21 protein-coding genes and 1 other RNA gene are annotated in these 19,974 nt (G+C 39.7%); 17 read left to right on the forward strand and 5 right to left on the reverse strand.

All coding sequences use genetic code 11. The annotated features are described in order from the left end of the window. Positions 1-230: 230 nt before the first annotated feature. From nhaC to ACYSNO_RS10435, 9 genes are all read left to right on the forward strand, one after another. Positions 231-1,637, forward strand: coding sequence for a Na+/H+ antiporter NhaC (nhaC, locus tag ACYSNO_RS10395; RefSeq protein WP_461731021.1), 1,407 nt, complete (start codon positions 231-233; stop codon positions 1,635-1,637). Between the two features lie 207 nt (positions 1,638-1,844). Further along, on the forward strand, positions 1,845-2,954 hold the full coding sequence (locus ACYSNO_RS10400; protein ID WP_461731022.1) for a helix-turn-helix domain-containing protein: 1,110 nt from the start codon (positions 1,845-1,847) through the stop codon (positions 2,952-2,954). Next, on the forward strand, positions 2,947-3,159 hold the full coding sequence (locus ACYSNO_RS10405) for a PLDc N-terminal domain-containing protein (protein ID WP_461731023.1): 213 nt from the start codon (positions 2,947-2,949) through the stop codon (positions 3,157-3,159). Before ACYSNO_RS10400 ends, ACYSNO_RS10405 begins: the two co-directional genes overlap by 8 nt. Beyond that, a complete protein-coding gene (locus ACYSNO_RS10410) occupies positions 3,156-4,064 on the forward strand; it encodes an ABC transporter ATP-binding protein (protein WP_461731024.1) in 909 nt (302 codons plus the stop codon). Before ACYSNO_RS10405 ends, ACYSNO_RS10410 begins: the two co-directional genes overlap by 4 nt. Beyond that, on the forward strand, positions 4,061-4,819 hold the full coding sequence (locus ACYSNO_RS10415) for an ABC transporter permease subunit (protein ID WP_461731025.1): 759 nt from the start codon (positions 4,061-4,063) through the stop codon (positions 4,817-4,819). Before ACYSNO_RS10410 ends, ACYSNO_RS10415 begins: the two co-directional genes overlap by 4 nt. 284 nt (positions 4,820-5,103) lie before the next feature. Then, the gene (locus tag ACYSNO_RS10420; protein WP_461731026.1) at positions 5,104-5,523 is read left to right on the forward strand and encodes a MarR family winged helix-turn-helix transcriptional regulator; all 420 of its coding nucleotides are present in this window, start codon (positions 5,104-5,106) and stop codon (positions 5,521-5,523) included. A 15-nt stretch (positions 5,524-5,538) separates the two neighbouring features. Beyond that, positions 5,539-6,498, forward strand: a complete 960-nt coding sequence (locus ACYSNO_RS10425) for a ring-cleaving dioxygenase (RefSeq protein WP_461731027.1) — start codon at positions 5,539-5,541, stop codon at positions 6,496-6,498. 10 nt (positions 6,499-6,508) lie between these two features. Beyond that, complete coding sequence (locus ACYSNO_RS10430; protein WP_461731028.1) at positions 6,509-7,117, forward strand: flavin reductase family protein; 609 nt, start codon at positions 6,509-6,511, stop codon at positions 7,115-7,117. 165 nt (positions 7,118-7,282) lie between these two features. Beyond that, positions 7,283-9,148: a heavy metal translocating P-type ATPase gene (locus ACYSNO_RS10435; protein ID WP_461731029.1), complete on the forward strand. Its 1,866-nt coding sequence runs from the start codon at positions 7,283-7,285 to the stop codon at positions 9,146-9,148. A gap of 105 nt (positions 9,149-9,253) precedes the next feature. Here the strand turns inward: ACYSNO_RS10435 and ACYSNO_RS10440 are convergent, their stop codons facing one another. Then, positions 9,254-10,087, reverse strand: coding sequence for a hypothetical protein (locus tag ACYSNO_RS10440; RefSeq protein WP_461731030.1), 834 nt, complete (start codon positions 10,085-10,087; stop codon positions 9,254-9,256). Between the two features lie 95 nt (positions 10,088-10,182). On the opposite strand from ACYSNO_RS10440, the gene ACYSNO_RS10445 reads away from it, so the two are divergent. Next, entirely contained in the window at positions 10,183-11,058 is an 876-nt protein-coding gene (locus ACYSNO_RS10445; RefSeq protein WP_461731031.1) for a YitT family protein, read from the forward strand. A gap of 43 nt (positions 11,059-11,101) precedes the next feature. Here ACYSNO_RS10445 and ACYSNO_RS10450 read toward each other — a convergent pair whose 3' ends face one another. Both ACYSNO_RS10450 and ACYSNO_RS10455 read right to left on the reverse strand, forming a co-directional pair. Continuing rightward, positions 11,102-11,569: a universal stress protein gene (locus ACYSNO_RS10450; RefSeq protein ID WP_461731032.1), complete on the reverse strand. Its 468-nt coding sequence runs from the start codon at positions 11,567-11,569 to the stop codon at positions 11,102-11,104. Positions 11,570-11,642: 73 nt separating this feature from the next. Next, entirely contained in the window at positions 11,643-11,918 is a 276-nt protein-coding gene (locus tag ACYSNO_RS10455; RefSeq protein ID WP_461731033.1) for a hypothetical protein, read from the reverse strand. Positions 11,919-12,062: 144 nt separating this feature from the next. Here ACYSNO_RS10455 and ACYSNO_RS10460 point away from each other — a divergent pair, with 144 nt between their 5' ends. Next, the gene (locus ACYSNO_RS10460; RefSeq protein ID WP_461731034.1) at positions 12,063-12,488 is read left to right on the forward strand and encodes a phosphate-starvation-inducible PsiE family protein; all 426 of its coding nucleotides are present in this window, start codon (positions 12,063-12,065) and stop codon (positions 12,486-12,488) included. 83 nt (positions 12,489-12,571) lie between these two features. On the opposite strand, the gene ssrS is transcribed toward ACYSNO_RS10460, so the two are convergent. Together ssrS and ACYSNO_RS10470 are read right to left on the reverse strand one after the other, a co-directional pair. Then, positions 12,572-12,766: non-coding RNA, 6S RNA (gene ssrS / locus ACYSNO_RS10465), on the reverse strand. A gap of 65 nt (positions 12,767-12,831) precedes the next feature. After that, entirely contained in the window at positions 12,832-14,115 is a 1,284-nt protein-coding gene (locus ACYSNO_RS10470) for a replication-associated recombination protein A (protein WP_461731035.1), read from the reverse strand. 136 nt (positions 14,116-14,251) lie between these two features. Between ACYSNO_RS10470 and ACYSNO_RS10475 the strand changes: the two genes are divergently transcribed. The 6 genes from ACYSNO_RS10475 (at position 14,252) to dtd (ending at position 19,904) form a co-directional block, all read left to right on the forward strand. Next, a complete protein-coding gene (locus ACYSNO_RS10475; protein ID WP_461731036.1) occupies positions 14,252-14,881 on the forward strand; it encodes a DNA-3-methyladenine glycosylase in 630 nt (209 codons plus the stop codon). A gap of 20 nt (positions 14,882-14,901) precedes the next feature. Further along, entirely contained in the window at positions 14,902-15,381 is a 480-nt protein-coding gene (locus ACYSNO_RS10480) for a DUF3013 family protein (protein WP_461731037.1), read from the forward strand. 15 nt (positions 15,382-15,396) lie between these two features. Beyond that, positions 15,397-16,344 (forward strand): 50S ribosomal protein L11 methyltransferase, encoded by a 948-nt coding sequence (gene prmA / locus ACYSNO_RS10485; RefSeq protein ID WP_461731038.1) that lies wholly within the window; start codon positions 15,397-15,399, stop codon positions 16,342-16,344. Position 16,345: 1 nt separating this feature from the next. Next, on the forward strand, positions 16,346-17,098 hold the full coding sequence (locus ACYSNO_RS10490) for a 16S rRNA (uracil(1498)-N(3))-methyltransferase (protein WP_461731039.1): 753 nt from the start codon (positions 16,346-16,348) through the stop codon (positions 17,096-17,098). 141 nt (positions 17,099-17,239) lie between these two features. Beyond that, positions 17,240-19,453: a RelA/SpoT family protein gene (locus ACYSNO_RS10495; RefSeq protein WP_461731040.1), complete on the forward strand. Its 2,214-nt coding sequence runs from the start codon at positions 17,240-17,242 to the stop codon at positions 19,451-19,453. A 4-nt stretch (positions 19,454-19,457) separates the two neighbouring features. Then, on the forward strand, positions 19,458-19,904 hold the full coding sequence (gene dtd, locus ACYSNO_RS10500) for a D-aminoacyl-tRNA deacylase (RefSeq protein ID WP_461731041.1): 447 nt from the start codon (positions 19,458-19,460) through the stop codon (positions 19,902-19,904). The last annotated feature ends 70 nt before the right edge of the window (positions 19,905-19,974 follow it).

A 19,974-nucleotide genomic window follows, 5' to 3' on the forward strand; every position in this document is an offset into this window, starting at 1 on the left:
TACTCTTTTCAGTTAAACAATACCAAAAAGTACACGTGATGTAAAGTTGAACCGCCGTATACGGAACCGTACGTACGGTGGTGTGAGAGGACGAATAATCATTTAATGATTATTCTCCTACTCGATTATATCAATGAATAGGAGGAAGCAGAGTGAATTGTGGCGGAAAGATTCGTTATCGTTTCTCTTTTTAATCACGTACGAGTTGAATGAAAAAGGAGAAAGAAAAAATGAACAAAAAAAATCAACCAAGCTTTTTAGAAGCAAGTCTTATTTTAACTTTAATTATAGCAAGTATCGCTTTTGGAGTGATTATCTTACAAGTTACACCGAATATTGCAATTTTATTTTCCATTGCTGTAGTCATGATTTATGCGGTTATCAAAAGAATTCCATTTGAGCGAGTCAATGAAGGGATTGTCAATGGAATTAAACCAGGAATTATCCCGATTTTTATCTTTTTACTCGTTGGCGCATTAATTTCCGTTTGGATTCAAGCGGGAATTATCCCAACCTTAATGGTTTACGGCTTTCAGATGATTGGCGTGAAGTGGTTTATCCCTTCTGTTTTTATTGTCTGTGCAATTGTGGGAAGTGCGGTGGGTAGTGCTTTTACCGTCATGTCAACGATTGGAATTGCCTTTTTTGGCATTGGGACAACACTAGGCATTCATCCACCACTGATTGTTGGGGCGATTGCTTCAGGTTCCATTTTTGGAGATAAAATGTCGCCACTTTCAGAGTCAACAAATTTGGCTGCTGCGATTGCTGAAGTTGATTTATTTAAACATATTAAAAACATGATGTGGTCAACCATCCCAGCTTTCTTTGTATCCTTAATCTTATTTGCTATTTTTGGTGTATCAAAAAAAACGACGGAATTAGCGGAAATCAATCAAGTAATCCAAGTGCTGGAAACGAACTTTTCAATCACACTTTGGGCTTTACTCCCAATTCTGGTCATGTTCTTATGTGCTTGGAGAAAGATTCCTGCTATTTTAACGATTCTCATTAACATTGGTCTGGGCATTCTTTTTATTATCGTACAAACACCAGAAACGCCCCTCACTCAAATTGCTCAATTTATCGAGTCTGGCTTTGTATCGGAGACAGGGAATCATCAAATTGATTTACTCCTTTCACGAGGCGGGATTGCCAGTATGATGCCAACAGTGTCCTTAATTATTTTAACCCTATCACTTGGCGGTTTATTAATGGAAACGCAACTGATTTCAACCGTAATGACCGTTGTCGCAAACAAATTAAAGGCGACTTCAGGGATTATCATTGCCAGTCTATTAACCTCAATAGGAGTGAATTTCTTTATAGGTGAACAATTCTTATCCGTGATCTTACCGGGAAATGCTTTTAAAGAAGTCTATAAAGAAAACAAAATCGATTTGGTTGTTTTAAGTCGCTCGCTGGAAGATGGTGGCACGGTGATTAACTACTTAATTCCTTGGGGGATTGCAGGAAGTTTTGTAGCAGGAACATTTGGGATTCCGACACTAACTTATTTACCATTTGTTTTCTTTAGCTTGCTATCCCCTGTTTTTTCCATGCTTAGTGCCTTAACAGGTATTGGAGTTAGTTATACGGATATGGTACCAACGAAAAAGTTCTTTGGCACCAAGTAAACAAAAAAATATGAGCTGAGATTAATAAAAAAATGAGCGAAAGAAAGGAACGGTGACGAATGTTGCCGTTCCTTTTTTTAAAATCTTTTGAGCAATGTTCAATAAAAAAGTATCTTCATACGATACTTTTAGTAGCAAAAGTTAACAAGGCATCCTTTGAAGTTTAAAAATATTTCCTTTATACTAAACAGCAAGGAGGGAAGAAGGATGGAAATTGGTCGAGTGATTAGTGAAAAACGAAAAGAAAAAAAGTTAACCCAAAAAGAGTTAGCCATCTTTTTAGGTGTTTCAAAAGCGGCCGTATCCAAGTGGGAAACAGGCCTGACGTATCCAGATATCACATTGTTACCTTTATTGGCAGCATTTTTTAACCTGACGATGGATGAATTATTCGATTATCATTCACAGCTTTCAACGGAAGAAATAAAACAAATTTATACGATGTTAAAGACGTCACTCGAAAAAGAATCTGGGGCGGAAGTATTAATGCAACTTCGTCAACTCGTCCAACGCTATTATTCTTGTTATCCATTCGTCCTCCAGATGGGTCTTTTTTTAATGAATCATTGGACCTATTTTCCTGAAGTCGCTGGCGAAGAAAAAGAAGTGACTTATATGAAGGAAGCCCGTGAATGGTTTTTACATGTCAAAACGCAAACCAATGATTTTGAATTGATGACCCAAGCGAGAAACTTTGAAGCAAATGCGCTATTGGCACTCAAGCAACCAGCGGAGGTACTTGAACTTCTAGGTGAATTTGTGCCGGCTTACTTTCCGACAGAAACACTCATTGCAGTGGCTTTTCAACAGCAAGGAGAAAATCAGCGTGGCATCGCTACCTTGCAAAGCAGTATCGCCCAATACCTCTTTGTTATCATGAGTGGCTTCACGAATTACTTACAGTTTCTGCTAGCGGACGAAGAAAAATTTCAAATGACTTACGAACGTGGAAGTGTTCTGGCTGAAACTTTTGCTTTGGAAAAACTCAATCCAGTCAGTCTTATCAATTTTCAGCTCTCTGCTCTTTTTGGTTTTGCTCAATTTGAGAATCACCAAGCGACACTAGGCGTCTTAACCGATTTTTCCCGTGCAATCGATCAACTTCAAGTGCCTTTAACTCTGCATGGAGATAAGTATTTTGATCAAATTGATCCTTGGTTGAACCAGTTAGAGTTAGGCAATCAGCTCCCACGGAAAACGACAGACCTCAAAGCAGAACTATTGGCTATTGTACTTGAAAGTCCCTTATTGGCTCGTTACCAAGAAACGGAGATTTTTCAAAAAATAAATGAATTAAAGGAGCAAGAAGATGAATAATTCTCAACTTTTTTTTGATAACTTACCCTTGTTTCTCCCCTTAATTGCACTGAATTTGATTTTGATGTTGAGCGCAGTCATTCATGTCTTGAAACATCCCAACTATCGTTTTGGGAATCGAATTTTTTGGCTGATTTTTGTGCTCATGATTCAATTTTTTGGCCCGGTGATTTACTTTGTTTTTGGAAAAGGAGAAACAGAATGAACCTTTTAGAAGTGAAAAATGTATGTAAAAACTTTGGTAGTAAGCAAGTCTTACAAGATTTGTCTTTTTCAATTCCCAGGGGGAGCATCTTTGGTTTCGTTGGAAAAAATGGTGCCGGAAAAACAACGACAATGAAATTAATCTTAGGTTTGGATGAATTGACCCAAGGGGAAATCTTTTTAAAAGGCCAAAAAGTTGTTTTTGGAGAAACGAAAACGAATCAACTAACTGGCTACCTACCAGATGTACCCGCGTTTTATGACTATATGACTTCTAGAGAATACTTACATTTTTGTAGTGAAGTGACTGGCATCGCGAAAGAAAAGCGACGAGCACGGGTAGAAGAGATGCTTGATTTAGTTGGGTTAAAGGAAGAAAAACGGAAGATTAAAGGATTTTCTCGGGGGATGAAACAACGCCTAGGTATCGCTCAAGCCCTCTTAAATGAACCGGAATTTCTCATTTGTGATGAACCGACATCTGCACTTGATCCTAGCGGTCGAAATGAATTCCTGTCTTTACTCGCCTCGTTACGTGGCAAGGTAACGATTTTATTTTCGACCCATATTTTGAGTGATGTGGAACGGATTTCTGACTATGTCGGTATTTTGGATAAGGGGCAGTTAAAAGTCACCGGTGAAATCGAAGCGTTGAAAGCAAGATATGCCAAACCTCAGATTGAAATCACGTTTGAAGAAGCAAGCGATGCCCAAAAAATGTTTGAACTTTTAGAAGGGTCAGCTGTTGAACAAGAGGAAAATCAAGTCTTATTCTCCTATCAAGGTGATTATTCCAAGGCCTTTCACCAAGTGTTGGAAATTTTACTGGCAACACAATTGGAGGCAAAAAAGATCCAACACCTTGCGCCTTCACTCGAACAAATCTATTTGGAGGTCACGAAATGAACCAATGGTGGGCATTTACAAAAAAAGAATGGTTAGAGACTTGGCGGACAAGACGTTTGCTTTTATTACTAGTGATTTTTATTGCTTTTGGTATTATGAATCCACTCGTCGCTAAATTAACACCAGAAATTATGCGCTTGAGTTTTGGAGAAGAATTTCCAGTCCTTACACCCACTGCATTTGATTCCTGGACGCAATTTTATAAAAATATTAGTCAGATAGGTATTTATTTATTTGCAATTATTTTTAGTGGGACGGTGAGTCAAGAAATGAATCAGGGCACGTTTATTAACCTAGTCACAAAAGGGATGCGGCGTTCGCTGATTTTAGCCAGTAAAGCACTGGTCTTGTATGCCCAATGGTTTTTGGCACTGGTAGTTTCATTTGGTATTACTTATGGTTACACAGTCTTTTATTTTCCGGATAAGGCGAGTCCTCATCCTTGGGTGGCTTTTTTCCCTGTGTTGCTTTTTGGTATTTTCTTTATGAATCTCATCTTACTGACCTCAACCATTGCTCGGAGTCAATTTGAAGGGCTATTACTAACTATTTTAGTCCTCCTCTTCGGCTACCTGCTTGCTTGGTTTGATCAATTGAAAGAATGGCATCCTTTTTCATTGATTGGACAAAACTTAGGAATTCTAGAGGCAAGCACCAACTTCAATCAATGGTTGCCAAGCATCGGACTGACCATTGTTTTAGGAATCGGCTGCTTTTTCCTCAGTGTATTGATTTTGAATCGAAAAAAAATATAACAACTGAAGCTAGTGCAATCAGACTAGCTTTTTTTTGAGTTTAATAGTAAAATAAACAAGTAAGCGTTTTCTTATGGTGGGAACAGTCTCGATTCACTTGGAGGAATTACGACATGCCGTCGTGATGAGCGAACGAAAAAAGAAGTGACTTTTAAATATCGTTAGAAAAACCCCTTAAGAAGGAAAACAGGAACTTTCTTAAGGGGTTTGAGCATTTAAATTGTCGGATAGATAGAAATACAGTATGATTAGTTCGAATTCGAAATAAAAAGGAAGTGTAGAGAATGAACCGACAAGAGAAAAGTTTGCAAGCCTTGATTGCTGTTTTACGAACGAGCGGCGCGCTAGAAATGATCGTTCGTAAAGATGTGAGTTGCTACGGACTCAATTTAACAGAGTTTTCAGTCCTAGAATTACTATACCATAAAGGCTTTCAAACAACGCAAACAATCAAAAATAAAATCTTAATTGCGAGTAGTAGTACTACTTATGTTGTTGATCAACTTGAAAAAAAGGGGTATGTTCAGCGTCTGCTTTGTCAAGAAGATAAACGCGTGACTTATGTTGAAATTACGGATGCAGGCCGCGTATTGATGGAAGAAATTTTTCCAATTCATGCAAAGAAAATTGCCACCTATTTTGAAAAATTAACAGAAGAAGAATTAGTACAACTAAAAGAATTATTAAAAAAAGTCAAAGAATAAAAAGGAGCAACCTCAATGAATGAGAAGGATTTACCATTAGGAATTCATCATGTGACAGCCATGACAAGTGATGTTGTTAAAAATTATGAATTTTTTACCGAGATATTAGGCATGCGTTTGGTGAAAAAAAGTGTTAACCAAGATGATATCCACACGTATCATACCTACTATGCAGATGACGCTGGTACGCCTGGGACAGCCATGACCTTTTTTGATTTTCCAAATAATCCAAAAGGAAGTAAGGGAACCAATGCCATTTCTCGCACGAGTTTTCGTGTACCAAGTGATGCGAGCTTGGCTTACTATCAAAAACGTTTTGGAAAATTCAATGTAAGGCATGAAGCAATTACTCGCTCATTTGGAAAGAAAGTCTTACGTTTTTGGGACTTTGACGACCAAGCCTATCAATTAATTTCCGATGAAACAAATGAAGGGATGCAACCAGGAATCCCATGGAAAAAAGGGCCTGTCCCGGTTGAATATGCCATTTACGGTCTTGGACCAGTCGAAATTACGATAAGTTATTTTAAAGAATTTAAACAACTTTTTGAAGCGTTACTGACATTTCAAACGATTGCGCAAGAAGAAAATCGTTATTTATTGGAGATTGGCGAAAAAGGAAACGGAGCGCAAGTGATTTTAGTCGAAGACACCCAGTCGCCTGTAGGACAACAAGGGTACGGTGAAGTGCATCACTTTGCTTTACGCCTCAAAGACGCCTCTGCGATCAAATGGTGGGAATCACGTTTAAATCAAGCAGGGCTTCCTCATTCTGGTTATGTGAATCGCTTCTACTTTGAGTCTTTATATGTGAGAATTGGTCATATTTTGGTTGAATTTGCGACAGATGAACCGGGATTTATGACAGATGAACCATATGAAACATTGGGTGAAAGCTTGGCATTGCCGCCTTTCCTAGAACCGAATCGTGCGCATATTGAAAGTGTAATCCGTCCATTTGATACCACTCGATAGGAGAAAGTTTATGCTAGAAATTTTACCCGAAAAAATCACACCACAAGAAAATTATAAGCTCTTAATTGGTTCGATTATTCCTCGACCAGTAGCAATTGTCACGACACAATCACCAACGGGGCATGTGAATATTGCCCCATTTAGTTTTTTTACGATTGTCAGTTCGGATCCACCGGTACTCTCTTTAGCGGTTCAAAGGAAACAGGGAGTGGCAAAAGATACGGCACGTCATTTGAAACAACAAAAAGAAGCGGTTGTTCATTTATTAGACGAAGAAAACGTATTGGAAGCCAACCAAACGGCTGCAAATTTAGCACCCACGGAAAGCGAACTTTCCGTAGCAAATTTTCATTTAGTTCCATCGCGCCAAGTGGCGGTTCCTGGATTAAAAGAAGCCAAAGTGCGTTTAGAGGTCACTCTTTTGGAAGCAATTGAGGTGCAAGGGGCAACAGGCGTTTCTGCTGATTTATTTTTACTAAAGGTTGAGAATTATGTGATTGCCAATCAAATTTATGAAGCTGGAAAAATTAATCCCAAGAGCTTGGCTCCAGTCAGTCGTTTAGCTGGTCAAAGCTACAGCAAGTTAGGTGAGATCTTTGACTTAGCACGACCAGATTGACCTGCCATGACAAAAATGAGGAAACTTCTTCATTTTTCGTAAAAACACAAAAGGAAGAGGCGTTCAGACTTTCTTTTGTGTTTTTTTGTTTTTTCTTGATACCTGTCAATTTCAATCTTTGTCTTTTGACATAGACTAGGGATATCAAGTAGGAGGGAAAGAAAAATGAAGATTCAACGTTTTATGAAGCAGTATCAAAATCAAATCATTCTACTAAGTGGTTCCTTGGTAACATTGGCCTTATTGAGTGAGTATCTTTTAAAGTGGCAACAAATTGGAAAGGGCGCGATGATACTCGCTTCCATTGTCGGCGCCTTACCGATTCTATTGCAAGCCTTTCAAGCCATTCGTAATAAAGTAATTAGTATCGAGTTGCTCGTTTCAATTGCCGTTATCGGTGCCTTTATGATCGGTGAGTATGCGGAATCAGGAATTGTCACCTTCTTGTTTTTATTTGGTGCTTATTTGGAACGGAGAACGATTGAAAAAACACGACAATCAGTCAAAAGTTTGGTTGAAATGGCGCCAACAACGGCTTGGTTACTGGATGAGGCAGGGGATGTTGAAGAAGTTGAAATTGATTGGGTTGATGCAGGCGATCGGCTACTTGTCAAAACGGGTGCCCAAGTGCCAGTAGATGGTGTGGTTCTAGCGGGTGAAGGGTTTATTGATGAAGCAAGTATTACGGGTGAATCTTTTCCAGTCAAAAAACAAGTCGGAGACAAGGTTTTTGCAGGTACGATTTTGACGAATGGGACTTTGCAAATTCAAGCGGAAAAAGTCGGCGAAGAAACGACATTTGGTAAGATTATTGAGCTTGTGGAAGAAGCACAAGATAGCAAGTCTGTAATGGAAAAATTTATTAATAAATTTTCCAGGTACTATACTCCAGCTGTGATTCTTTTTGCCCTTTTCACTTACTTATTCACACGAGAACTACGTTTAGCCATCACGGTGTTAGTTTTAGGGTGTCCCGGAGCACTTGTGATTGGGGTCCCGGTGTCAAATGTCACAGGTATTGGAAATGGAGCAAAGCACGGCGTCTTAATCAAAGGTGGCGAAGTGCTTGATCGAATGAATCAAGTCGATACGATGGTGTTTGACAAAACGGGTACGTTAACGCAAGGAACAACAGCGGTTAGTCAAGTGGTGATGGTCCAAAAAGAGGCAAGCCAGGTACTTGAGTATGTCATGGCGATTGAAAAAGAGTCCGACCATCCTTTGGCACGGGCGATTGTGACTTACTTAGCGGAGCAAGGGATTCAAGGACAGTATCCAGTAGCAGCTACGCATGTGATTGAAGGACGTGGCCTACAAGCAAGGGTTAACCAAGAAGAACTCTTTATAGGCAATGAACGCTTATTGAGGGAACAAGAAATTGCCATCCAACCATCTATGCAACAACAAATCAATGCCATCAAAGCACAAGGGCATTCACTCGTCTTAGTCGCAATGAATGGTCAATTATTATCGATCATCGGAATTTCAGACGTCGTACGTCCAGAAGTGAAAGATGCGCTGGTCCAATTGCGAAAAATGGGGATCAAACGTTTTGTGATGTTAACAGGAGATAACGAAACGACCGCACAAGCAGTGGCTCACCAATTAGGGATCGATGAGGTCAAAGCAGAGCTACTACCAGAAGATAAAGTGAAAGAAGTACAAAAATTAAAAGCAGCCGGTCACGTAGTTGCCTTTATTGGTGATGGGATTAATGATTCCCCTTCGATTGCCTTAGCCGATATTGGCATTGCGATGGGATCAGGGACAGACGTTGCAGTTGAAACATCAGATATTGTCTTGATGCGTTCCCATTTTGATGAACTGGTCCATGCCTATGGCCTAACCAAGACAACCATCATCAATATGCGTCAAAATATAGCGATTGCTCTGGCAACAGTCGCCTTATTATTTGTGGGTCTTTTCGCAGGTTTTATTTATATGACTTCGGGAATGTTCATTCATGAAGCATCTATCTTAATTGTTATTTTTAATGGCTTGCGTCTAGTGCGCTACCAAGTAAATAAATAGAAATCAATAGCCACTAAAAAAAACTAAAAATCAGCCCAGCGTCTTATTTTCGAACGAGACGTTTGGGCGATTTTTAGGAATCTTCCGATGAGGAACACTGATTTTTTATGGATTTGGAAATGCGGGAACGAGATTGCGAACCATTTTTATCTCCTCAAAATGATTTTCAGTCATCAGGCCATCTTTGATAAGGTAGGCATGGGTGGAAGATTCGCCTGTTTCGTCATAAGTGTAGGTGACATCGATCCAATTGTTTTTTAATTTTTTTACTTTGTAAGTTCCTCTAGTCGCACTTCCTCGACCTTCAGAATACATTTCGAAAGTGCCGTCGGGATTATAGTTCCAAGTATTATGAAATTCTGTGCCTTCTTTAATCGTCCAAGTTCCTAAAATGTTTTGGTTGAAATCAATGGCTGTTTGTTGGTAATTTGGTTGGAAGAGCTTGTCAGAAAGGGTTTCTTTTTGCTCTCCTGAACGAGTAAATTGACCGAGGTAACCAAAACCGATTTTGGTTGAGTCAGGATTGAAATGGACGATGAAATACGTTCCAATGCCATCAATGTTTTGATTGAATCCATCTAATTTAATCATTTTTGTTTGGTCAAAATCAGCTGCAACCGTTAAAGTACCGGTGCTATTAATTTTTCCAGAGAGCTCCCAATCCCCATTTGGATAAACGATGAGCCTTTGGTTCTCTTGTGTCCAGGTACCAACGAGATTACGCTGAGTGTCGATTGGGATGGGTGCTTCAGAGTGACTTTCAGAAGGTTTAGAGGTTTGTTCGGTTGAAGTCTCGGTTTTTGATTCGGAGGTGGATTCATTTACGAGACTGGAACTGGTATTTTCACTACTTGAAGAAGTGACTGGCGGGGTGTCCTTGGGGCGGCAAGCACTAAAAAGTAAGAGTCCAAATAACAACAAGACTGAGAGCTTTTTCATTTTAATCCACTCCTTTTACTTATTATACTTCTTTTCTTTCCTAAATAAAAACAATATGGTATAACAGTTAAGGAAGAGATTAAGGAGGAATCAGATTGACGCAAGAACAAAAGAAACAAAGGATTCAAGAGACACTTTATGTCACCTTAGGTGCATTTATTTTAGCTTTAAGTGTGAATATGGTTTTTTTACCGAATCAAATTGTCGCAGGTGGCGCGAGTGGACTAAGCATTGTTTTAAATGATTTATTTGGGTGGGACGTTGCACGAACGCTTTATGCAATTAATGTCCCTTTGCTTGTTTTATGTTTTTTACTGCTAGGAAAAGAAGTCGGTTTAAAAACAATTTACGGTAGTTTAATGAATCCTTTTTTTATTGCGATTACCGCGAATTTTCCCCCGTTAACAACCAATATTTTTTTAGCAACTTTATACGGTGGGATTTTAACAGGTGTGGGCTTAGGTTTAGTTTTTCGAGGCAATGCTTCGACAGGTGGTTCAGCAATTGTTTCGCAAATTGTGAATAAATATTTTAAAATATCATTAGGCGTTTCTGTATTTGTTGTGGATGGGATCGTGATTTCGACGGCGCTTTTAGCCTTCACACAAGACACTGTTCTCTTTTCATTAATTAGCCTATTTATTATTGGAAGAGTCGTCGACCGTATCCAAGTAGGTGTTCTTCGTTCAAAAAACCTGTTTATCATCTCGGAAAAATATGAGGCTATTCATCACTTGTTTATCAACCAGTTAGATAAGGGCGTGACCTTGCTGCCAATTGAAGGTGGCTATACTCAAAAACCTGGGAAAATTATTATGACCGTGATTCCAGAAACAGAATTTTTGGCGATTAAAGAAGCGATTTTAACAATCGATGAAACAGCTTTTTTTGTGGCGTTGGATGCGAGTGAAGTGAATGGTCGTGGGTTTAGTTTAAAACGGATGATGGAAGAATACAGTGTCGAAATTTAAAAGGAAGATGTTGGCTTTTAAACCAACACCTTCCTTTTTTTGTTTACTCTTCTTTTGGTAAATGATTATTTAAATTTGTTCGTACGACAAGGACATCACAAGGAGCGTGCCGAATCACGTATTCAGAAACGGAACCGATAAAGAGTCGTTCAACTGCATTTAATCCCGTTGCCCCAAGCATAATCAAATCAACTTGGTGTTCGGAAGGGACATATTTGGCAATGACGGTTTTCGGAGAACCGTACTCAATCAGTGTTTTAATTGAAGTAACGCCTTGTTCTTTGGCTGTTTTTTCGTACTCAGTCAAAGAATCCTTTGCCATTTCAGTTGCTTGTTCGGCAAGCATTGTATCAAAGGAAGTCATTGTTTGAAAGGCGCGGGCATCAATCACATGAAGTAAGACGAGTTCCGCGTTGTTTCGTTTTGTTACGTTAATTGCTTTTTGGAAAGCCAGTTCTGCTTCTTTTGATCCATCAACTGCGACCATGATTCGATTGTACTGTTGTAACATAAAAACCACATCCTTCTATCCTTTTCTTTATTGTAAGCTATTTCAGGGGAATTGCCAAATGAGATTGATCGTATTAACCCATTTTTTTTGAGAATTGGTAGCTGAAATGTCCGGAAACAAGTAGCATGACGGCAATAAAAAATAAGGCACTTTCTTTTTGGGCAAAGGGGGCGAGCAGGCAGGAGGAGATACCTAAAGCAAAGAAAACCCAGCCATAAGTAGTTAAAAAAGGATGTTTCTCTTTTTCGGCTGATTGCAGTAAGGTTAAAAAAACGGCTTGTTTTTTTAATAGAAAAAAACTAAAGAGTATCAAAACAAAACCAATTAAAAATAATAAGGCGATAATCATTTTACATAAATCCTTTCAATGGTATGATACACTCAGTATAAAAGATGCGGTCGGTCATTGCAAATAGGATTCAAGGCATAATTAAAGCATTTTTTTGATTTGTTTTTTATAATGGGAAGTAAAGAAAAAAAGGAGTGTGAATGCATGAAGGTTTTTCCAAAATTTGAAAAAACAATTGGTATGGCTGTGGACATTTTAATTGGAATTTTAATTTTAGTCGTTTTAATCGCGATGGGAGAAAGTATCTATGTGATGATTCAACATGTCATCCCTTTAGATGAAATTGGCGAGATGAGTTATTTAATCGAGGAAATCGCTACTTTGTTTATTTTGTTAGAAATTATTTTAATGTTATTGAAATACATCAAAGACGGGCATCATATCCCAGTCCGTTACCTGGTTTTAATTAGTATGACGGCGATTTTACGGGAATTATTACTTGAACATGGTGGCGGCATTGAGACCTTGTACCTTTCAGTAGCCATCTTAATTTTAGTCGGCGTCTTGTTTGCTTTTGAGAAAATGACTTCCTTTACGTCTATTGAAGATGAAGAGGATGAGCGGATTTAATTGTAGAAAAGATTTCTTTAAATGAACCAAAGCAAAAGGAAAGGGCTGTGACAGTTGTCACAGCCCTTAAGTGTTAAAAAAATGGGTTTTCCGTTAATGCCGTTTCTTGTCCCGGAGTATTGATCCCGCAAATTCAAGCAGGTGGGTTCCACGGTCAAAGTATCGAACTACCAAGTGATAAGGCTTGTTACTAACTTGAACACCGGACGGATCCCAATATATCAATAAATATGTTCGGTCAACACTAAAGTGGGATAACTCGTACATCACAGATGTCCCAACTACATCATAGCATAGGATTAAAAATGACGCAACCGCTAGCTACAAACAATGAAAGCGGTTTTTAGTTCTTTTTCTTCCCTTGCCAGGTTTGAATTTGATTGTATCGAAAAGCTAAGGCTTGTTCATATTTCCCTGTATTTTTAGGTAAATAGTAACGAGCATGTTTTAAAACTTGTGGCAAATATTCTTGGTTGACCCAACCGTTTTCTGTGTCATGTGGATACTGATAACCAATCCCTCGACCGAGTGTTTTAGCTCCTTGGTAATGGCTATCTTTTAAGTGATCGGGAACTGCGCCGACTTTTCCTGTACGAATATCTGCGAGGGCGAGGTCGATTGCAGTGAGCGCGGAATTTGATTTTGGTGAAAGACAAAGATCAATCACCGCTTCCGCTAAGGGAATACGTGCTTCGGGAAAGCCTAATTTTTCTGCTGCTAAAACGGCATTGACCGTTCGGGAGGCGGCGTTTGGATTTGCCAAGCCGATATCTTCATAGCCGATGACTAAGAGTCGTCGACAAATAATGGCCAAATCACCTGCTTCAACCAGTCGTGCCAAATAATGAAGGGCCGCATCCACATCGCTGCCACGAATCGATTTTTGTAAAGCGGAGATGACATCATAGTGGGCATCGCCTTTTTTATCGTGGGTTAAGGCTTTGCGTCGGATACACTCCTCGATAATTGGTAAAGTTAAATGAATGAGTCCTTGTTCGTCTGTCGGTGTGGAACGAACGGCTAATTCTAATCCGTTTAAGACACTCCTCAAATCCCCATTTGTCCCACGAGATAAGTGGAGTAGCGCGTCTTCATCAATTGAAACCTGCTCGTTTCCAAGCCCATTTTCCTTATCAGTTAAGGCGCGTTCTACGGCTTGTATGATGTCTTCTTCAGATAATGGGAGGACTTCGAAAATCTGGGTTCGACTACGAATGGCGGGGTTGATTGCAATGTAAGGATTTTCTGTCGTCGCACCAATGAGAATAATCCGGCCATTTTCTAAATGTGGCAAGAGAAAATCTTGCTTGGTTTTATCTAAGCGATGGACCTCATCAAGCAGTAAAATCACGGTGCCACTCATCTTTGCTTCTTCCGCGACAACTTGTAAATCTTTTTTACTGTCCGTGGCCGCGTTTAAGGTTCGAAAAGCAAAACGAGTCGAGCCGGCAATCGCACTGGCAATACTTGTCTTACCCGTTCCTGGTGGCCCATATAAAATCATAGAGGAAAGCATTTTTGCTTCCACCATTCGTCGAATAACTTTTCCGGGACCGACAAGTTGTGTTTGGCCAACAATTTCATCTAAGTTTTTTGGTCGCATCCGAAAGGCAAGAGGTTGTTGCATTGAATCCGCTCCTTTTTTGATTCTCTTGTTGCTAGTATAACATAGACGGCGTCACCTGTAGAAAAAAGCCATTTCCTTAGGATTCTTAATAGCCTAAAAGGCCAGAATTGTGTATCATAAACAATAGGTGATGACAATGGACGAAATAATAGAAATTTTTCAAACAAAAGCAACAGAAGAAGTGGCGGAATCCTTGTTAGGAATGTATTTAGAACATGCGAGTCCGGCCGGGAAAATCGGAGGCTATATTGTTGATTGCGAAGCTTATTTAGGACCGGAGGATGAAGCTGCTCATAGCTTTGGGATGCGAAAAACACCGCGGCTAACAGCTATGTATCAAGAGCCGGGCACGATTTATTTATATGCGATGCGAGGGCATTTGTTACTAAATATGGTGACGCAACCTGCGGGTTATCCACAAGGGGTGATGATGCGTGGGCTTGAACCGGTGGAAGGGCTGAAAATGATGGAGCAAAATCGCCAAAAAACGGGTGTGGACGTGTCAAATGGCCCTGGGAAACTAGTGGCAGCTTTAGGCGTCACAAAAGAACTCTATGGTCAGTCGATTTTTACAAGCCATTTGCATCTTGTTCCGGAAAAAAAACGGACACCCAAAAAAATTGAACGTTTACCACGCATTGGTATTCCGAATAAAGGGATATGGACCGACCGACCTTTGCGTTATATTGTAGCAGGCAATCCATACGTGACCAATATTCGTAAAAAAGAGATCGATAAAGACCATGGTTGGTTAAAAGAGAAATAGAAGAAAAGAGGAAAGAAATAATGGCAAAAGAAACAATGTTAAGTTTTTTAGATACGCAGTTAACAAAAAAAATGGCAGATTATGAAGTGGCATTGGATTGGGATGCGAAAAACCATACCATCGAAATTGTCTTTCTTTTATTTGCAGAAAATAAAGAACAGTGGTTGATTGATGATGCGTCAGGCGTGGGTTCTGAAGAGGAAGTTATTGAATTTGAGGATGGTATTTTACTTTATCACCCGACAAAATCAAAAGTGAACGAAGAAGACTATTTAGCAGTGCTCCCTTACGAAGGAAAAAAAGGAATGAAGCAGCAAGAATTGGCAGGTTTAGTTGATTACCTAAAAGAAATTTTAGATGAAGGACAAAGCGATTTGCTTGATTTTTTAACCCAAGAAGAATCAGAAGTCTTTGAATTGACTTTTGATGAAAAACGTTATACCGACTGTATCGCCAAATATGCCGGACAAGAACAAATGATTGCTTACCCAAGCTACTAAAAGGAGAACGAGAAAATGAAGTGGAACGAAGTAAAAGTTGAGACTGCAAGTGAGGCGGTCGAAGCGGTAGCCAATATTTTGATGGAGGCTGGTGCAAGTGGGGTCGCGATTGAAGATGCCTTAGATATCGAGAACTTTCAAAGTGATGCTTACGGTGAAATCTTAGATCAAACAACTTACACTCGCTTGGAAGAAGGGGCTTTCGTGATGGCATATTTCCCAGAAACGATTTTTTTACCAGAACATCTGCCTACAATTCAAGCACGGATTGCTCAATTACCAGAATTTGGCTTAGCAATTGGCAAAAATGAAGTGACGGTGAGTGAAGTCGTTGACGAAAATTGGGCAACGGCTTGGAAAAAATACTATCATCCAGTCCGTGTGACCCGTTACTTAACGATTGTACCTAGTTGGGAAGTTTATGAAACGAACGATCCCAATGAAAAAATTATCACTTTAGATCCAGGTATGGCATTTGGGACAGGCACGCATCCGACGACAAACTTAACACTTCAAGCATTAGAAATGACGATGCGCGGAAATGAAACAGTTTTAGACGTTGGTACAGGATCCGGCGTATTAAGTATCGCAAGTAAGTATTTAGGTGCGCAAGCGGTCTATGCTTATGATTTAGATGAAGTTGCAGTGCGAGCAGCTCAAGAAAATATGGATTTGAATCCAATTGCCAAAGAAGTCGTCGTCCAAGCCAACGATCTTTTAACCGGTGTCACAATAAAAGCCGATATGATTGTTGCAAATATATTAGCCGATATTATTTTACGGATGCTAGCAGATGCGCATCGCCTATTAAAAACAAATGGGAAATTAATTGTTTCCGGTATTATTGAGGCCAAAAAACAAATGGTGATTGATGCTGCACAAGCGCATGGTTTTGTGGTGGAAGAAATATTACAACAAAAAGATTGGTATGCAATGATTTTAGGAAAAGCTGAGGAAGAGTAAAATGCAACGATATTTTTTAACAGAAACTTATGTAACAAAACCACAATATGAAGTTACTGGAGAAAGTTATCATCACATGGTACGTGTGATGCGGATGCAAGCAGGCGAGCGAGTGTATCTCGTCTTTACAAACCAAGTATCATTGATTGCCGAGATTACGGCTATTTTAGCAGAGAGTGTTGTTTTGAAAGAAATTGAAAAAGAACAACAAGAAAAAGAACTGCCTGTTCAGGTGACGATTGCTTCTGGCTACCCAAAAGGAGACAAGTTAGAATGGATTGTCCAAAAGGGAACCGAACTGGGGGCACATGCTTTTATTGGTTTTCCTGCGCAAAGTGCCGTCGTGAAATGGGACGGGAAAAAATTAAACAAAAAGCAACAACGTTTAGAGAAAATTGCACAAGAAGCGGCCGAGCAATCCCATCGTCAAGTGACGCCGGTGATTACTTTACATGAAACCAATGCTGCTTTTTATCAACAGCTTGAACAATTTGACCACGTGCTGGTTGCTTATGAAGAAGCAGCAAAAAAAGGGGAACAAAGTCAACTCAGCCAGGTACTCACAACGATTGCTCCTGGCAGCCGTCTTCTAGTGATTTTTGGACCAGAAGGGGGACTCACACCAAAAGAAATTACGACATTTACAGAAGCACGGGGAATCCTTTGTGGCTTAGGCCCAAGAATTTTACGTTGTGAAACCGCGCCGCTTTATTTTTTAAGTGCCGTGAGTTATCAATTAGAATTACAGTCGTAAGCATGGATTGACAAGAGGAAAGAGATTTGAAAAACCTTCTGAAAATTTGTATAATAACACTGTAGAATTTATTTTGAGTCATTAAATACAAAGAAAGCGTCTGGGAGTTTCCCAGGCCTTTTTACTAAGGGAGGGTTCTCAATGGCAAAAGAAGTGATTTTAACAGGACCAAATGTTGTCCGTTTAGTGTCATTTTATATGAGTAAGGAACATACGAATTTTGTCGAAAAAGCGTATAACTATGCAAGGAAAGCACATGAAGGCCAATTTCGGAAATCAGGAGAACCGTATATTATTCATCCGATTCAAGTGGCAGGAATACTAGCAGAACTTCGTATGGATCCTCACACCGTTGCGACCGGTTTTTTACACGATGTAGTGGAGGATACCGACGTGACATTGGCTGATTTGGAAGTCGAATTTGGAAAAGATGTGGCCATGTTAGTCGATGGTGTGACCAAATTAGGGAAAATTGAATACAAGTCCCATGAAGAACAATTAGCCGAAAACCATCGGAAAATGTTAATTGCGATGGCACAAGATTTGCGCGTCATCATGGTGAAACTAGCGGACCGCTTACACAATATGCGGACCTTAAATCACTTGAGAGAAGACAAACAACGACGCATTGCACAAGAGACGGTGGAAATATATGCTCCTTTGGCACATCGTTTAGGGATTAGTCGAATTAAGTGGGAACTCGAAGATCGCGCCTTGCGTTACCTAAATCCAAATCAATATTATCGAATCGTGCATTTAATGCAAACCAAGCGGGAAGAACGCGAAGCTTATGTGGAAGAAACCGTGGAAGAAATTCGAATCGCAACAGAAGAACTGGACATCTACGCCGAAATTTATGGGCGGCCGAAACACATTTATTCGATTTATCGTAAAATGGTGGATAAGAAAAAACAGTTTGATGAAATTTATGATTTACTAGCGATTCGTGTCATCGTCGATTCTATTAAAGATTGTTATGCTGTTTTAGGGACGATTCATACGAAGTGGAAACCAATGCCTGGGCGTTTTAAAGATTACATCGCCATGCCCAAAGCCAACATGTACCAATCATTACATACTACGGTGATTGGTCCAAAAGGCACACCGATTGAAATTCAAATACGAACACATGAAATGCATGAAATCGCTGAATTTGGGGTTGCAGCACACTGGGCCTATAAAGAAGGGGCAACAGACAAGGCGAAACCTGATAAATTAACGCAGCAAGTGGGTTGGTTCCAAGAACTCTTGGAATTACAAGATGAGAGTTTTGATGCGTCTGAATTTATGGAGGGTGTGAAAGGGGACATCTTTAGCGATAAAGTTTATGTCTTCACCCCCAAAGGCGATGTTTCGGAATTACCACAAGGTTCAGGTCCACTTGATTTTTCTTATAACATCCACACGGATATTGGAAATAAGACCGTTGGTGCAAAAATCAATGGCAAAATTGTGCAACTCGATTATAAATTGAAAAATGGGGACATCGTTGAGATTTTAACTTCAGCAAATTCGCTAGGTCCAAGCCGCGATTGGTTAAATCTCGTTGCGACCAGCAAAGCCAAAAATAAGATTCGCCGTTTCTTTAAAACACAAGATCGGGATGAAAATATTGAAAAAGGTCGAGATTTAGTTGTCAAAACCTTACAAGAAATGGGCTTTGTTCCAAAAGAAATTTTAACCAAGGCAAAAATTCAAGAAGTGAGTGCTCGCTACAACTATCAAACAGAAGAGGATCTTTATTCAGCGATTGGCTACGGTGAACTTAGTCCAACCACTTTTGCTAACCGAATCACGGAGCAAGAACGCAAAGAAAAAGAACAAGAAAAAGAAAAACAAAAAATCCAAGACTTGGTCAATCAGCCCGTTGAGAAAAAATCAGAAAAAATGAAGATTCGTCATGAAGGTGGCGTCGTGATTCAAGGCGTGCAAAACTTACTAATACGTATCAGTCGTTGCTGTAATCCCGTTCCAGGAGATGCGATTGTCGGCTACATTACGAAGGGACGCGGCATTTCAATCCACCGTGCGGATTGTCCAAATATTCTTAATTCACCCGAACAAGCAGAACGTTTAATCGAAGTCGAATGGGAAGATGCAGGCAATATTAATAAAGAATACGATGCAGATTTGGAGATTTATGGCTTCGATCGCTCAGGGCTCTTAAATGACGTCTTGCAAACCGTCAACGCCTTAACCAAGCGGATTTCAAGCGTAGAAGCACGCTCGGATAAAGAAAAAAATGCCACCATTCGTCTAACCGTTTCGATTCAAAACTTGGAACATTTACAACAAATTATTACGAAAATTAATCAAATTCCCGATGTTTATAGCGTCGAACGAATGAAAGGATGAAACCATGCGAGCAGTGATTCAACGAGTGTCACAAGCCAGTGTCACAATCAATGAAACAATTGTTGGTCAAATTGATCAAGGATTGATGGTTTTATTAGGGATTCATGAAGAAGATACGTTAGCAGATGTCGACTATTTAGCTCGGAAAATTGCTAAATTGCGTATTTTTGAAGATGAGGCGGGCAAAATGAATGGAGATTTGCAAACCGTTTCGGGTAGTATTTTAAGTATTTCACAATTTACCTTGTATGCAGAGACGAAAAAAGGCAATCGACCGAGTTTTATTAAGGCAGCAAGGCCCGAAGTCGCGATTCCTTTATATGAACATTTCAACCAGCAATTAACAGCCATGGGGCTAACGGTTGAAACGGGAGAATTTGGCGCAGAGATGCAAGTCGCTTTAATCAATGATGGACCTGTAACAATTGTGATCGATACACGAGAAAAATAAGAATTGTTTAAGAAAAAAGAGAATCTTACAACTTTGTTAGTCGAAGTAAGATTCTCTTTTTCTGTCGTGA

The organism is Enterococcus sp. LJL98 (assembly GCF_054871745.1).